General features: G+C 31.5%; 15 protein-coding genes. 5 read left to right on the top strand and 10 right to left on the bottom strand.

What is annotated here, in order from left to right:
- Nucleotides 1–126: 126 nt before the first annotated feature.
- The 3 genes from CA_RS07070 to araD form a co-directional block, all read right to left on the bottom strand.
- Complete coding sequence (locus tag CA_RS07070) at nucleotides 127–2,517, bottom strand: phosphoketolase family protein (protein WP_010964652.1); 2,391 nt, start codon at nucleotides 2,515–2,517, stop codon at nucleotides 127–129.
- A gap of 263 nt (nucleotides 2,518–2,780) precedes the next feature.
- The gene (araA, locus tag CA_RS07065; protein ID WP_010964651.1) at nucleotides 2,781–4,247 is read right to left on the bottom strand and encodes an L-arabinose isomerase; all 1,467 of its coding nucleotides are present in this window, start codon (nucleotides 4,245–4,247) and stop codon (nucleotides 2,781–2,783) included.
- Nucleotides 4,248–4,264: 17 nt separating this feature from the next.
- Nucleotides 4,265–4,966: an L-ribulose-5-phosphate 4-epimerase gene (gene araD / locus CA_RS07060; protein ID WP_010964650.1), complete on the bottom strand. Its 702-nt coding sequence runs from the start codon at nucleotides 4,964–4,966 to the stop codon at nucleotides 4,265–4,267.
- Nucleotides 4,967–5,464: 498 nt separating this feature from the next.
- Between araD and CA_RS07055 the strand changes: the two genes are divergently transcribed.
- Complete coding sequence (locus CA_RS07055; RefSeq protein WP_010964649.1) at nucleotides 5,465–6,553, top strand: GntR family transcriptional regulator; 1,089 nt, start codon at nucleotides 5,465–5,467, stop codon at nucleotides 6,551–6,553.
- A 269-nt stretch (nucleotides 6,554–6,822) separates the two neighbouring features.
- Nucleotides 6,823–8,232, top strand: a complete 1,410-nt coding sequence (locus tag CA_RS07050; RefSeq protein WP_010964648.1) for a sugar porter family MFS transporter — start codon at nucleotides 6,823–6,825, stop codon at nucleotides 8,230–8,232.
- Between the two features lie 63 nt (nucleotides 8,233–8,295).
- On the opposite strand, the gene CA_RS07045 is transcribed toward CA_RS07050, so the two are convergent.
- From CA_RS07045 to CA_RS07035, 3 genes are read right to left on the bottom strand one after another with little or no spacing between them, the layout of a single operon-like run.
- On the bottom strand, nucleotides 8,296–8,898 hold the full coding sequence (locus CA_RS07045; RefSeq protein ID WP_010964647.1) for a manganese catalase family protein: 603 nt from the start codon (nucleotides 8,896–8,898) through the stop codon (nucleotides 8,296–8,298).
- 24 nt (nucleotides 8,899–8,922) lie between these two features.
- Nucleotides 8,923–9,207 carry a spore coat protein CotJB gene (locus tag CA_RS07040; protein WP_010964646.1) on the bottom strand — a complete coding sequence of 95 codons (285 nt, stop codon included), beginning with the start codon at nucleotides 9,205–9,207 and terminating at the stop codon, nucleotides 8,923–8,925.
- Nucleotides 9,208–9,223: 16 nt separating this feature from the next.
- Entirely contained in the window at nucleotides 9,224–9,460 is a 237-nt protein-coding gene (locus tag CA_RS07035; RefSeq protein WP_010964645.1) for a spore coat associated protein CotJA, read from the bottom strand.
- Between the two features lie 236 nt (nucleotides 9,461–9,696).
- Between CA_RS07035 and CA_RS07030 the strand changes: the two genes are divergently transcribed.
- Nucleotides 9,697–10,266: a spore coat protein gene (locus tag CA_RS07030; RefSeq protein WP_010964644.1), complete on the top strand. Its 570-nt coding sequence runs from the start codon at nucleotides 9,697–9,699 to the stop codon at nucleotides 10,264–10,266.
- Between the two features lie 133 nt (nucleotides 10,267–10,399).
- Here CA_RS07030 and CA_RS07025 read toward each other — a convergent pair whose 3' ends face one another.
- Together CA_RS07025 and CA_RS07020 are read right to left on the bottom strand one after the other, a co-directional pair.
- Nucleotides 10,400–11,491 carry a radical SAM protein gene (locus CA_RS07025; RefSeq protein ID WP_010964643.1) on the bottom strand — a complete coding sequence of 364 codons (1,092 nt, stop codon included), beginning with the start codon at nucleotides 11,489–11,491 and terminating at the stop codon, nucleotides 10,400–10,402.
- Nucleotides 11,492–11,693: 202 nt separating this feature from the next.
- Nucleotides 11,694–12,554, bottom strand: coding sequence for a helix-turn-helix domain-containing protein (locus CA_RS07020; protein ID WP_010964642.1), 861 nt, complete (start codon nucleotides 12,552–12,554; stop codon nucleotides 11,694–11,696).
- A gap of 154 nt (nucleotides 12,555–12,708) precedes the next feature.
- Between CA_RS07020 and uxuA the strand changes: the two genes are divergently transcribed.
- Nucleotides 12,709–13,764: a mannonate dehydratase gene (uxuA, locus tag CA_RS07015; RefSeq protein WP_010964641.1), complete on the top strand. Its 1,056-nt coding sequence runs from the start codon at nucleotides 12,709–12,711 to the stop codon at nucleotides 13,762–13,764.
- 1 nt (nucleotide 13,765) lies between these two features.
- Nucleotides 13,766–14,623, top strand: a complete 858-nt coding sequence (locus CA_RS07010; protein WP_010964640.1) for an SDR family oxidoreductase — start codon at nucleotides 13,766–13,768, stop codon at nucleotides 14,621–14,623.
- A gap of 45 nt (nucleotides 14,624–14,668) precedes the next feature.
- On the opposite strand, the gene CA_RS07005 is transcribed toward CA_RS07010, so the two are convergent.
- Nucleotides 14,669–15,475 (bottom strand): MBL fold metallo-hydrolase, encoded by an 807-nt coding sequence (locus CA_RS07005; protein ID WP_010964639.1) that lies wholly within the window; start codon nucleotides 15,473–15,475, stop codon nucleotides 14,669–14,671.
- Between the two features lie 190 nt (nucleotides 15,476–15,665).
- Entirely contained in the window at nucleotides 15,666–16,271 is a 606-nt protein-coding gene (locus tag CA_RS07000) for a 4'-phosphopantetheinyl transferase family protein (protein ID WP_010964638.1), read from the bottom strand.
- Between the last annotated feature and the right edge of the window lie 149 nt (nucleotides 16,272–16,420).

Below are 16,420 nucleotides of genomic sequence, written 5' to 3'. Positions count from 1 at the left end.
ATACTACTTTTGTACGTACATGTCAACTATTTTTTAAAAATGGTACGTACCTATTTTATTTTTTTAGTATTTTTTATAGTTAACTGTTATACTAATTTCTTAGTATAACAGTTAATTTATTAATGTTTATACATGCCACTGCCAATTAGTTATTTCTGGCAAATCTTCTCCAACCTCACGAATGTATTGGTTATGTTCTACTAATTTATCATTCATTAACTGAACAAGATGTGCTCCACGATTTCCAAGCTGAGGTAAATTCTCTACTACATCTTTTACAAGATTAAAACGATCTAATTTATTTTGAACACGCATATCAAATGGTGTTGTAATAGTTCCCTCTTCCATATAACCATGTACATGTAAATTTCTATTTTCACGATGATATGTTAATTGATTTATTAAATGTGCAAATCCATGGAATGCAAATATTACAGGCTTATCTGTTGTAAATAAGGCATTATAATCCTTATCGCTTAAGCCATGAGGATGCTCATTTTCAGGTAATAATTTCATCATATCCACTACATTTACAAAACGAACTTTTAATTCTGGTAAATGTTCATGAAGGATTGTAACAGCTGCCAAAGCCTCTAATGTTGGAGTATCTCCACAGGAAGCTATAACTACATCAGGTTCTTGTCCTTTGTCATTACTTGCCCAATCCCAAATGCTTATTCCTTGCTCTACATGCTTAACTGCTTGATCCATTGTTAACCACTGTTGTCTTGGATGTTTTGATGTTACTAATAAATTAATCTTGTGTTTAGTATGAAGGCATTTATCAAATACGGCTAATAAGGTATTGGCATCTGCTGGTAAATATGCTCTAACTATTTCAGGTTTTTTATCCACAATATGTCCTAATAAACCTGGATCTTGATGAGTATATCCATTATGATCCTGCTGCCATACATTAGATGTTGCTATTAAATTTAAAGAAGCAATATCTTTTCTCCATGGTAGCTGTGATGTTACCTTTAACCACTTACCATGCTGAGTAATCATAGAATCAACAATACGAAGGAAGGCTTCATAACTTGCAAAGAAACCATGACGTCCTGTTAAAAGATAACCCTCTAACCAACCTTCACATAAATGTTCGCTTAGCATTGAATCAACAATACGTCCATCATTCGATAAGAATTCATCATTTGGCTCTTTAATTTCTGATAACCATTGACGTTTCGTACCTTCAAAAACTGCCCATAATCTATTAGACATAGTTTCATCCGGTCCAAAAATACGGAAATTACGAGTATCTTCGTTTAATTTAACAACATCACGCACATATTTTCCAAGTTCAATCATATCCTGCTTAACTGTGCTCCCTGGAGTAGGAACATCTACAGCATAATCACGAAAATCAGGTGTACGTAGTTCACGTAATAATAAACCACCATTAGCATGCAAATTAGCCGCCATTCTCTTATTTCCCTTTGGAGTTAATTCTTCAAGTTCCGGTATTAGTCTATAGTTTTCGTCAAATAATTCTTCTGGTTTATAACTCTTAAGCCACTCTTCTAATTGATCTAAGTTTTCTGTATGATATCTATCTACTGCAAGCGGTACTTGGTGTGCACGGAAAGATCCTTCATTTGGAACACCATCTACAAATTTTGGACCTGTCCATCCCTTTGGTGTACGCAATACAATCATTGGCCACTTTGGTCGTGAACAATCGTTATTTTCACGAGCATTTTTCTGAATATTAAGAATTTCTTCTGTTACTATATCTAATGTTTCTGCCATTAATTTATGCATTGTTTCAGGATCTTCACCTTCTACAAAATAAGGCTTCCATCCGTTTCCTTCAAAGAATTTCTCAAGTTCATCCTTAGGAATACGAGACAACACAGTAGGGTTACTAATTTTGTATCCATTTAAATGTAAAATAGGAAGCACTGCTCCATCAGTAACTGGATTTAAAAATTTATTTGCTTGCCAAGATGTTGCAAGAGGTCCTGTTTCTGCCTCTCCGTCTCCAACAACACAAGCAGTAATCAAATCAGGGTTATCAAAAACAGCACCAAAAGAATGTGCTAAAGAATAGCCTAGTTCTCCCCCTTCATTTATTGAACCCGGTGTTTCAGGAGCCATATGGCTAGAAATTCCACCTGGAAAAGAGAATTGTTTACATAGCTTTTTTAAGCCATTCAAATCACGACTAACATTTGGATAAACTTCACTATAGGTTCCATCTAGATAAGAATTGGACACCATTACTTGTCCACCATGACCTGGACCAGAAACATAAATCATATCTAAATCATATTTTTTAATAACACGGTTAAGATGAGCATAAATAAAGTTTTGACCAGGAATAGTACCCCAGTGACCAACAACTTTTCTTTTTAGATGTTCTGGTTTTAAAGGTTCTCTAAGCAATGGATTGTCTAGCAAATACAATTGACCTACAGATATAAAATTAGCTGCACGCCAATATGCATCAATTTTCTTTAGATACTCCGGTGTGATTTTTCCTTCATCCTTATGTTTTCCTATTATACTTTGCATAATATTCCTCCTAAATTTATAATCATTAATTATGAATTCATCTAGTGTGATTCTATGGTATATTTCTAGATTTTCTACTAATTTTTAATTAAATGTCTTAAAACAAATATTATATGTACTATACGTATAGTAAAATATTTGTACGCATATGTCAATGACTTTTTAGTAATTTGTACGTATAAATTTAATTATATTTTGACAACTATGAAGTTAATTAGTCCTTTAACTTCATAGTTGTTACTTTTATTCTCTAAAAATACAATTTATCTTGAAGTCTCTTTTATAATATCTCTTAAATTGGTATTATGATCAATAACTATTGTTTCTAAACCAACCATACGACTCCAGTCATAAACTTGCTCAACTGTTAATTCTAAGGTTGCAACAGTATGATGTCCACCTCCAGCATAAATCCATGCTTTAACTGCATCTTTAAAGTTTGGTTGTGGCTGCCATACTAGCTTTGCTACAGGTAAATTAGGAGCATCCTCAGTAGGTTTAACTGCCTTTACTTCGTTAATAAGTAAACGATAGTGTGTCCCTAAATCAAGCATAGATACAACTACTCCATCACCTACAACTCCATCAAATATTAAACGTGCTGGTGCTTCCTTATCTCCAATTCCAAGTGGTTTAACTACAACTCTTGGTTTACTAGCTGCAAGTGTTGGATCAACTTCTAGCATATGTGCTCCCAAAATTCTTTCATTTCCAGCACTTAGCTCATAAGTATAGTCTTCCATAAATCCAGTTTTCTTGTTGTCAGTCATAATTTTAAATAAACGATTAAGTGCTGCTGTTTTCCAATCGCCTTCACCTGCAAAACCATAACCTTCAGCATTTAAACGTTGAACTGCAAGTCCAGGTAATTGCTTCATTCCATAAAGATCCTCAAAGTTTGTTGTAAATGCTGTATAATTACCTGCCTCTAGAAAATTACGTAAACCTATCTCTATCTTAATTTGTTCTTTTACATGATTCTCATAAAATTCAGGGTCATTATCTCCAATATCTAATATATAAATATCCTTAAACTCTTCATAAGTAGCATCTATATCTTTTTGTGAAACTTTGTTCATTTCAGCCACTAAATCACCAATAGCAAAATAATCAACTGTCCATCCAAATTGAATTTGGGCTTCTACTTTATCTCCTTCTGTTACGGCAACATTACGCATGTTATCCCCAAATCTTGCAACCTTTATATTTTCACTTGCAACGTACCCATAAGCAACCTGCATCCACTCTGCAATTTCCTTTTGAACTTGATTATCCTTCCAATATCCTACAACAACTTTGTTATTTTTGTTTAATCTAGCATTAATAAATCCATATTCCCTATCACCATGTGCACTTTGATGTAAATTCATATAATCCATATCAATAGTTTTCCAAGGAATATTTTCGTTAAATTGTGTTGCTAGATGCAATAGTGGTTTTTGTAAAAGCTTTGTTCCTGCTATCCACATTTTAGCAGGAGAAAATGTATGCATCCAAGTAATAACACCTGCTACTTCATCTCTATAATTTATTTCTTTAACTATATTCTTAATTTCATCTGCTGATGTAGCTAGAGTTTTAAATACAATAGGATATGGTAATTTTCCACTTTCATTTAAAGAATCCACAATTTCTTTAGAATCTTTTTTTACTGCATTTAATGCTTCTTCACCGTATAAATTCTGACTACCTACTACAAACCAAAATTCTAATTTTTTATTCTTTAGCATTTTTATATCCTCTTTTCTTACTTTGTTTTTTGACCATAATATGCATTTGCACCATGTTTTCTTTTAAAATGCTTATCTAACAAATCCTGACTCATTTCAATGTTATGTGGATTAAGCTGTAAAGAATGATATGTCATTTTAGCAACCTCTTCTAATACAACAGAATTATGCACTGCATTCTTAGGGTCAGTTCCCCAGGTAAAAGGAGCATGATCATTCACAAGAACAGCTGGAACATCATTTGGGTTAATATTCTCTTTTCTAAAGGTTCTTACTATAACATCTCCTGTTTGTTTTTCATAATCTGTAGCTATTTCCTCTTTGGTCATTCTTGAAGTTACAGGAATATTACCATAAAAATAATCTCCATGGGTTGTACCTGCAGCTGGAATAGAAACTCCTGCTTGTGCAAAAGATGTAGCCCAAGGTGAATGTGTATGAACAATTCCCTTAATATCTGAAAACTCTTTATATAGCACTATATGAGTTGGAGTATCACTAGAAGGATTTAAGTCACCTTCTACAACCTTCCCATTTAGATCCACAACTACCATATCACTAGCTTTCATTTGATCATACTCAACTCCACTTGGTTTTATGACTATAAGACCTTTTTCTCTATCAATACCGCTAACATTCCCCCAGGTGAATACAACTAACCCATACTTAGGCAACATAAGATTTGCTTCTAATACTTCTTGTTTTAAAGCTTCTAGCATAAAATACTCCTCCCTAACTTTTATTTTTTAATTACTCATTACATACGTTATTTTTCAGTAATCTCGAATTGCTTTTATACTAATTTGCAAGTAAAACGTTTACCAAAAACATAATATAAAATTGATAAAAATAAAACCTAGAAGTTTTCTTTTTCTAACAATTTAAATCAGTAACAACTACAAAATATGATCTTCCATAACTTAACTTACTATTATGCATTATTTTTAGAAAACGATTATGCTTATATAATATAATTTGTACTTATAAATGTCAACACATTTTATTTTCATACGTATAAATTCTTAAAAGTATAACTTCTTTTAAAAGTAATTGTCTTTATAATGCTACCTACAATTCTAACTTTATAAATTAATATACTCTAATTTATAAATTAATATTACAGTTATTAAAATTTATACGTATCAATATTGTTGTGAAATAAACATATTTTTGATATAATATTCCTATAAAAAACAATTATTTTATAGGAGAAAAAAATGAAGCACAAATATGAAGAAGTAGAAGAAAAAATTATAGATTGGGCTGTTAAAGGAAAATATAAACCCCATGAAAAAATCCCCACTGAATCTGAGCTTATGGAAATGTTTAGTGTGAGCAGACATACCATAAGAAAAGCTATAGGTGATCTTGTAGCCATGCAATATGTATATAGAATTCAAGGTAGTGGAATATATATCTCTGATTGGACAGAAAATAGAGAATATCTAAAGAATACTAAAAATGTAGCTGTACTAACAACCCATATATCTAATTATATTTTCCCTGACATAATTAAGGGCATGGAGGACACGCTTTATTCTGAATCCTACTCACTTTTACTATCTTCAACTAATAACAACGTTATGTTTGAAAATAGTAATTTAAAAAACTTATTAGCCCACAAAATAGATGGTCTCATTTTAGAACCCACTAAAAGTGCGTACCAAAGCCCAAATATTGGATATTTAAACAATATAATATCCAAAAATATTCCTGTTGTAACCCTAAATGCCTCATATCCGGAGATCAACACTCCTAGCTTAAAAGTAGATGATTTTAAAGGCGGAAAACTGGCAACAAACCATCTTATATCTTTAGGTCACAGAAAACTGATGGGTATATTTAAGGTCGATGATTCACAAGGCATAAACAGAATGAATGGATTTATTTCAGAATGTCAGGAAAATAATATTCCACCATCACCTGGACAAATTTTAACTTATCTCTCAGAAGAAATATCTTCATCCCTTCCTGAGAAAATAGAGTATGCACTAAAATCAGAAAAAAAGCCTAGTGGAGTTTTTTGCTACAATGATGAAATAGCCTATATAGTTCTAACAATTGCTAATAAATTAAATATTAAAGTTCCTGAAGAACTATCTATAGTTGGCTTTGACGATTCCAATCTTGCAGTAATTATGCAGCCTAAATTAACCACCATAACTCATCCTAAAGAACAAATGGGTAAAGATGCTGCCAAATTAATTATAAATTTAATAAATAACAGTAATCATTTTGAAACTAGTGATTCCATTGTTTATGAACCTAAACTAATTATTAGAGATTCAACCTTAAAATTGAAATAATTTATATTTAGTCCCTTGCCTTGCCTACAAGGGATTTCCTATTCCTTTCATTTACAATTCATACGTATAAAATCCAAATTTTTCTTGACATTTATACACATAAATATTATGATTTATATAGGTAATCGCTTTCATAAAATATATTACCCTTAGGAAATCAAATGATTATAAGTCATATATGAAAACGTTATATATAATTGATATGTTTACATTTGTAACTTAGATTTCTCTTTGATTTCCACATATATAAATCTTAAGGAGGAGTTTTCATGGGGGAAAACAATTCACATAAGCATTCTTTATTATTCATAGTTCTAATTTCTTGTGCTGCTGGACTTGGTGGCTTATTATATGGATACGACACTGCAGTAATCTCTGGTGCTATAGGCTTTTTAAAGAAGCTTTATAATCTTTCACCTGCTATGCAGGGCTTTGTTATTTCAAGTATCATGGTCGGTGGTGTACTAGGCGTTGGTTTTTCTGGTTTCTTGGGCGATGCTATTGGTAGGAGAAAAGTTTTAATGCTTGCTGCTGCACTATTTGCTATTTCCGCTGTAATATCTTCTATATCCACTTCTGCATTTATGCTCATTTTTGCTCGTATAGTAGGAGGTCTTGGTATAGGAATGGCTTCTGCCCTATCTGTAACATATATAACTGAATGTGCGCCGCCATCTATTCGCGGTAGGCTGTCCTCACTTTACCAACTATTTACCATACTTGGTATTTCAATTACCTTCTTTGTAAACTTGGGAATTGTAAATATGGGCAGCGAAACCTGGAGAGTTTCAACAGGTTGGAGATATATGTTAGCTTGTGGAACTGTTCCAGCCATAGTATTCTTAATTACATTATTCTTTGTTCCAGAAAGTCCTCGTTTTCTTGTTAAATCAGGAAATATAAAAAAGGCTGCTGCTGTTTTAACCAAAATCAACGGTGCTGAAATTGCAAAGCAGGAACTAGATTCCATTTCTAAGTCTCTTGCTACCGAAAACGATTCTTCATTAGGTCAACTTCTTCAACCTGGTCTTAGAAGAGCTTTATTAATTGGTATTTTCTTAGCTATATTTAATCAAGCTATTGGAATGAATTCAATTACTTATTATGGTCCTGAAATATTTCAAATGATAGGTTTCAAAAATAATTCTAGCTTTCTTGCAACCAGTGTTATTGGTGTTGTTGAAGTTTTCTCAACAATTTTAGCAATGTTTTTAATAGATAAACTTGGACGTAAAAAATTAATGGAAATAGGATCTGCTGCTATGGCAGTATTCATGCTATTAATCGGAACTTCTTTCTATATAAAATTATCAAATGGTTTTGTAATATTAATCTTCATAATATGTTTTGTTGTTTCCTTCTGTATTTCAATGGGACCTATACCTTGGATTATGATTCCTGAAATATTCCCTAACCATTTGAGAGCTCGTGCAACAGGCATAGCAACTATCTTCCTTTGGGGTGCTAACTGGGCAATTGGACAATTTACTCCAATGCTTTTAAACGGCATTGGTGGAGCATATACTTTTTGGATATTCTGTGGAATTAACGTAATATGCTTCTTAGTAGTTACAACTAAGGTTCCTGAGACAAAAAACAAAAGTCTGGAAGAAATAGAAAAGTTTTGGATTCCAAAATCAAAACAAAATGCCAAAGGAAGTTCAGTAGGAGCAAAATAAATTTAAACTGTATAAATAAGGCCTTTTATGTTTAATCACATAAAAGGCCTTTAAATATAAGATTTATTTTTTCATACAATCCGTTTTTGGAATTACAGCAAGCTTTGGTTCATTAAGATAATCTTGAACTATTCTTAAGGCTTCTCCAAATCTTTGAAAGTGAACAACTTCTCTTTCCCTTAAGAATTTGAGTGGTTCAATTACATCTGGATCATCACAAAGCGTAATCAAATATTCATAGGTGGATCTTGCCTTTTGCTCTGCTGCTAAATCTTCATAAAGATCTGTTATAGGATCGCCTTTAGATTGTATATATGCAGCAGTAAATGGATTTCCTGCAGCACTTGCTGGATATATAGCAGAATCGTGATCTGCAAAGTAAGCATCTAATCCACTTTTTTTCAGTTCCTCAACACTAAGTCCTCTAGATAATTGACGAACTATTGATCCTACAATTTCAAGATGAGCTAATTCCTCAGTACCAATGTCATTTAAAGTTGCAATTGCTTGTGGTGTAACCATAGAAAATCTCTGGCTTAAGTATCTAATAGATGCAGCCAATTCCCCATCAGGACCACCGTATTGGGTTATGATTACTTTTGCTAATTGTGCATTAGGATTTTTGATTTTTACTGGATGCTCTAGTTTTTTTTCATAAATCCACATTTACTATCTCTCCTCTTTCTAATTCTAAAGCCTAAAATTCGCATCATATTCCCAAGGCCATGGTTCTTTTATCCACTGCCAAGGATAAGGACTGCAGCTGTTAGTAGCTGTTAACATACCATAATATTTTTGATATTGACCCTTAAGCATATGAGACTGAGCTACAAAAGCATTGTGCTTAGCAATAGCTTCTTTATCCATTGGATGAGTGTTAAGGTATAAACTTAAATCTATTATAGTAAAATCTACTGCCATAATTTGCTTTAGAAGTTCCATCTTATCCATCTTTTTCATTTTCTTCATTTCCATAAGAGTATCTCCTTTATTAATCTATATAATTTTCGTCCCTTTTTTTGCGCCCATATGGACTATAAAGTTCTATAAAAATAGTGCCTCTTTTAAGACCCTCTATTGGCGGAAGAATATTACACATCTTTTGGAAAGGAACATATGCTGCTGCTAATCTTACATTTCTTATTACAGTTTCCTGAGGAATACAATTTTGCCCTCTTGAATAGTCCACGTTGGGATCATTATCGTACATATCATTATCTTCGTACATCGTATATCTTTTCCCTCCTGAATTTTAACTTACAGTTATATCATATTCACTTTTCTAAAGTTTGTTACTTTTTAAAAATTAAATATCATATATTCAACAATTACAAAAATATTCAGGATTTACAAAAATACTGTTTTTTTATTGAGTTACCTTAACTCACTTGAATAAAATGTATCTTTTAGAGGAAAAGTATCTATTGGATAAATACTAAATTATATAATTAGGGAGGAATTTAAATGCAATTAGCTTCACATGAATTACACGATTTACACGAATTAATAGTCAGTTGTGTAAACTCAATAACTAATATGGCTATGTTTAGAAACATGGTTCAAGATCAAGATTTAAAAAATATTTTAAACAGTCATTTTCCAGCTCATATACAGGACTATAATATGAAGGTTGAATTTGTGAAAAAGGCTCAAGGTTCAAATCAAAAATTAAATGTCCCTAATCTAAATGTAATGCTTCAAAATTTCACATCATCACCAGCTAACTCTTTTCCTCCAATTGCTCCTAGAACTGATGTTCAAAAAATGAATGACAGAGAAATAGCAACAGCATATCTTCTAACTTTAAAAAGAGCTGGCAGAGAATACGCTTGGAGTGCTATGGAAATGAGCAATCCAGAAATAAGACAATTTTTGAAGGATGCATTTACAATGAGTTGTAATCATGCATATGATGTATGGCAGTGGATGGTTCAAAAGGGCTTCTATCCTTTATCTCCAGCTGATCAAAATGAACAAAATACGATATCATCTATGTACAACGAGGTTAACCAACCTGTTCCTACATATCTTTAGTAGTGTCTTATTCAAAGTTAAAAGACCAGATATTTTACACTCTGGTCTTTTATAAATACCTTTTATAGATTTTCACTTTAATTTATTTAGTGTTTCATCATCCACCGCTACTTGTATTGCAAAACTAAACCCTTTACTTTTGTAAAAGTGATTGTACTATATCTTCCTTTTCAAATAATACACAACCACCTGAATGCTCCTCCATAAGTACATTATCCTTTCTTAATTTCCTAAACAAAGGTGAATTCATGGCCTCCTTTAAGGATAAGTCTTTTAAATTAGTGTCAGAATATGGTGAAAACGGGCATGGTTCCACCCCTCCATTGAAGTTTATGTGAAAAAAACCTCTCCCTGCAGCCAGACATCCACCTGAACTCTTCTCATCTCCAGGAAAAGATATAAAAAGGATATCCTCATACTTATATCTAAGTTCTACTAATTTGTCTTTTAAAAATTCCCTTTCTTTACCCTCCAAAGCTATCTTCTTTTCCTTTTCACTTACAGGAACATACTCAACATAAATTACAGACTTACAGCCTCTACTATAAAGCTTATCCAAAAACTTTTCAGATGTTACCTCTTCAATATTCTCTTTAGTAACTGTAATGGATGCTCCATATATAATCTTATTTTCATAAGCTTCATTCATTTTTTTAATTATTTCGCTATAAATACCTGTACCACGTCTTTTATCAGTATTACTCTCATTGCCTTCTATACTAAAAATAGGAATCAAATTTCGATACTTCTGAAACAATTTAATGTATTTTTCATCTATCATAGTTCCATTTGTAAATATAGGAAATAGTATATCCTCAATTTCACCTGCTATTTTAATAACATTAGGACGCATAAGTGGTTCTCCACCTAGTAACAATATAAATCCCACTCCTATATCCTTTGCCTCGTAAAATACTCTTCTCCAATCCTCATCCGTAAGCTGATTCACTGTTTTTTCATCTGTACATGAATTAACGTGTCTAGCATAGCACCCCTTACAGTGAAGATTACATTTACTTGTAATACTAGCAATTAAAAACGGTGGTACATGCTCTCCTATTTTATCCGCTTCAGCACGCAATTTTATAGCATTTTTACTTGCTATAGAGTATTTAGCCATAAATAAACTTTCCTTTGGATTGGACAAAGTTGACTTTATTATACCTTTAACAATATTTTGTACACCATAACTTAAATAATTTTCTAAATTAAATTTTTTTTCCATATAAAACACTCCTTAATTTAAAAAGCTCCTAGAAAAATCGACTGCCTTTTTTGTATTTCCTGATTGAGTATAATACCTTACTTATATATTTATGTTACTAAAATATCTTACTTGTATACAATGTATATAAAACAAAGATGTGACCTAAATATGCTCAAGACAATTTCAATAAATTATATCATGTCCAACATTATAAAACTGTTTACTTTTTCATAGCCTCATAAAATTGCTTTGGGGTAATTTTATATTCATTCTTAAAAGCTCTAAAGAAATTAGAATAATCTCCAAATCCACATTTCTTATAAACATCTGTGATTGATATGTCTTTTAGTATTAATTCCTTCGCTTGTATTAGCTTTTTTTGAATTATATACCTATGAATTGTAGTACCTGTATACTTTTTAAATTCTCTTGAAAGATGAAATTTGCTAAGATAAAATTGTTCAGCTATTTTATCAATAGTAATATCCTCTTCTATATTAAAAGTAATGTATTCAATGATTTCATCAATAAGGTTACTTTTTTTAGTGTCCACACTCAATTGAGTATCTCCACTAAATTCCAAATTATATATATTCACCATTAGCTCTGTAATATATGCCTTATAAAGTAGTTCGTACCCCATTGCTTTATAATTTTCTAAACTAATTATTTTATTAAGAATAGCTCTTATATTCTTTTCCTGTTCGAAATCCGCAATTAGCACATTCTTCTTTTTATTGCTTTCAAAACAAAGCGAAAGATCAATTTCATTACTTGAAAGCTTCTGTAAAAAAACTCTACTTATCCAAAGCACAATTCTTTCATAATTCTCCCTCTGTGAATTTATAATAGCTTGATGAAGCTCCCTTGAATTTATTAAAATTATATTTCCAGAGTTTAAACAGTAGGATTTTCCCTCTATTAAATATGTTACATCTCCAGAAATAAAAAAATAGAATTCATAAAAGTCGTGATGATGAATACTTACACTTCTAATATCATTATTTGAATAATGGTATATTTCATAATCTGCTGATAACATGTATTGTCTTTCCATATATTTATGTATTTTTCTTCTCATCAGATAACAACCTCTTAACTCAATTTTAACAAACTTTATTCATATATTATTTTATATAAGCAATTTTTGCAAGTTATATAGCAATAATAACATATTTTTTCCGCACAATTGAATTTATAATTGAATTAACTTTTATAAATGGAGGCTTTATAATATGAATTTATCATTTAGATGGTATGGCGCTGACGACGCTGTTAAACTTCAATACATTAGACAAATTCCAAGTATAAAAAGCATAGTAACTGCAATTTATGATGTCCCTGTAGGAGAAAAATGGAGTATAGAAGCCATACTTAAATTAAAAAATGAAGTAGAAAGTTATGGCTTGAATTTTGATGTCATCGAAAGTGTTCCTGTACATGAAGATATAAAACTCGGACTTAAAACAAGAGATAAATACATAGAAAACTACAAAGAAAATATACGAAACCTTTCAAAGGCTGGAGTTAAAGTAATTTGCTATAATTTTATGCCAATATTTGATTGGACAAGAACTCAGGTTGACAAGGTTTTAGATGATGGTTCTACTACTCTTGTTTATTACAAGAATCAACTTAAGAAAATGGACCCTCTTACTGGAGAACTCTCTCTTCCCGGATGGGATTCCAGCTATACAAAAGATCAGCTTTCTTCCCTATTTGAAAAATACCAAAATGTAGACCAAGAAGTTCTATGGAGCAACTTAGAATATTTCCTTAAACAAATCATTCCAGTTGCTGAAGAATGTGATGTAAAAATGGCAATCCATCCAGATGATCCTCCCTACAACATCTTTGGACTTCCACGAATAATTACAAATGAACAAAACTTAGACAGATTCTTAAAGATAGTAGACAGCAAATATAACGGCCTTACCTTTTGCACAGGCTCTCTTGGTTGTGCAAGCTTTAATGATGTTGTAAAAATGGTAGATAAGTATTCTAGCCAAGGTCGTATACATTTTATGCATGTTAGAAATGTAAAGCTTCTCTTTGATGGAAGCTTTGAGGAAAGTGCCCACTACTCACCTTGTGGCTCTTTAGATATTGTTGAAATTATGAAAGTACTTCACAAAAATAAATTTGATGGATATATTCGTCCTGATCACGGAAGAATGATTTGGGGTGAAACAGGAAGACCTGGCTACGGTTTATATGATCGTGCATTAGGAGCTATGTACATTACTGGAATATGGGAAACCCTTGAAAAAATCAGTAAGGAGGATAAATAAAATGAAACTGCCTTTTAATGTGAATTTAAAAAATAAAGTAGCAGTAGTAACTGGTGGTACTGGAGTACTTGGAAGCTCATGGGTTAATGCCTTAGCTGAGTGTGATGCTAAAGTAGCCATAATTAGTAGAAAGTTAGAAAGTGCTGAAAAAAAGGCTGCTGAAATCGTAAGTAACGGTAAAATTGCTATCGGTATTGAGGCTGATGTTCTTGACAAGGCTGCTCTTAAAAAAGCTCATGAAATTATATTGGAGAAATTAGGTCCCTGTGACATACTTATAAATGGAGCTGGTGGAAACAATCCTACAGGAACCACCACCAAAGAATATTTATATGCTGAAGATTTAAAGGAAGATAATGAAGATCTTATAACCTTTTTTGATCTTGAAGAAAACGGAATAAAATCTGTATTTGACTTGAATTTTCTTGGAACACTACTTCCAAGTCAAGAATTCTCAAAGGATATGATAGAAAAAAGAGGCTGCACTATTATAAATATTTCATCAATGAATGCATTTACTCCACTTACAAAAATACCTGCATACTCAGGTGCTAAAGCAGCAGTATCAAACTTTACTAAGTGGCTGGCTGTTCATTTATCAAAGGTTCAAATAAGAGTAAATGCCATAGCACCAGGTTTCTTTTTGACAAAACAAAATGAAGCCTTACTAAAAAATCCTGATGGAAGCTTCACTGGACGTTCTCATAAAATATTAAATGCTACCCCGATGGGTAGATTTGGAGAAGCTGACGAACTTATTGGTGCACTTCTCTTCTTAGTAAACGAAGAGGCTTCTAGCTTTGTAAATGGTGTAGTCATTCCTGTAGATGGCGGTTTCTCCTCTTATTCAGGAGTGTAAAATAACAAGTCACTTCGACTTGTTATTTTAATTTATCACTATATGCTACTTTAATTCAATGGTTTCTAAATCATCTGGGACAATGATATTTCCTTTAAAAAACTTACTTCCCTCACCTATATATAGTTCTTTCCTTTTTTCTATATTTTTATCTTCTGTGTGGTAAAGAATTATATTTTTTACGCTTAGCTTATCTGCATTTTCACAAGCATCCTTAACCGTAGCATGATGCTTTTCATAAGGCTTAAATATGTCCTTTTCTGAATATAAGCAAAATGCCTCATGGAAAATATAATCTGAATTATTAGCATACTCGTATAAATTCTCTCTATACGGTTCATCACCCAAAAATGTCAACTTCTTTCCACTTTTAAGTACTGTTGTAAATCCAAATTGAAGTTGTTTTGTGCTTTTTATATCGAAGAACTCAATATCCCAATCTAGTACTTTTAGCCTGCATCCATCATAAATTTCAGAAAATACTATTCTATTTCCCATGTATTTAGTGAATTTCTTTTCTAAAAGTAATTTACATATGGTGTTTATCACTTCAATATTTTCCTTGCAGCAATAAATCTTTAAATCCCCATCATATTTCCCATTAATTATTCTTTGAGCTACAGCTCTTATAATCCATATAATTCCGGTTATATGATCATTGTGTCTATGTGATATAAATACATTATGAATTTTATCGATACCTATATGTAATTTTTCAAGGTTTGTAAGTATAGTATTTCCTCCCCCTGTATCTACTAAAAAATGTTCGTCACCATTCGATAGTGTAAAGCATGTATTATAACATTTTGTAACCATGGCACTTCCAGTACCTAAAATATTGACTGTTTCCACTTTGCTTCCTCCTAAATTAAAAGTTTATCCTATGTTATGAAAGTATTTAGAAAACTAATACAGAAGCTTTCTTAACTTTATTCGTTATAAAATTTTTTATTACTTTAAAAATTCACTCTAAATATACAACCTTTTTTCACCTTTTGCAATATGACTACTTTACTCAAACAAAAATAAATATTACAATATCTTATTTGTCTAATATACATACAGCCATAAAATAATCCTTCTCTACTCTTTCAACTGATAATTCACATCTTTCGTTATTGCAGCTATATAATATTGGTTTAACACTTGAAATATCTATGGTAAATGAGTTTAATGGTATATATAATCCCTTCCCCTTTGCTTTTATAAATGCCTCCTTAAGTGTCCACAACATAAAAAATGCATCTACTCTATCATCTTTTGATAACGATGCTATGTACTTATTTTCTCTTTTAGAAAAAGAGCTTTCTGCTATTGTTAAATCAATTTTATATATTTGCTGTATATCAATACCTATTGGTTTTTCATCCACTGCAACAACTACCCATTCCCCTGAATGTGAAATATTAAAATGCACCTTACTATTATTTAAAAGCCTGGGTTGTCCCCACTCATTGTATTCTAATTGTATTTTGTCCAAACTCAACATATTCTTAAGTATCAATTTTCCATACAATGATCTTAAAGAATCCTCATATCTTATATATCTTACTATTTTATTCTTTTCTTCTTCATTCACAAACTTTAGGAAATACTCAAATTTTTCACTACTTAAGTTAAAATCAACTTTTTGTTTTACTATATTCATTTATGCAATCCGTAGTTAACTATTATTGTATACTACTTATCCTCCTATCTCTAATAAATTTTATTTCTCATACAAACTATAATAAAGTATCTTTAATTAGATCTATAGTCCTAGTTCTATTATAATCATCATTAATAAAAAAATGATTT

Source organism: Clostridium acetobutylicum ATCC 824, from assembly GCF_000008765.1.
In the GTDB taxonomy this organism is placed as follows: Bacteria; Bacillota; Clostridia; order Clostridiales; family Clostridiaceae; genus Clostridium_S; species Clostridium_S acetobutylicum.
This window is presented reverse-complemented; position numbering and strand designations above follow the sequence as displayed.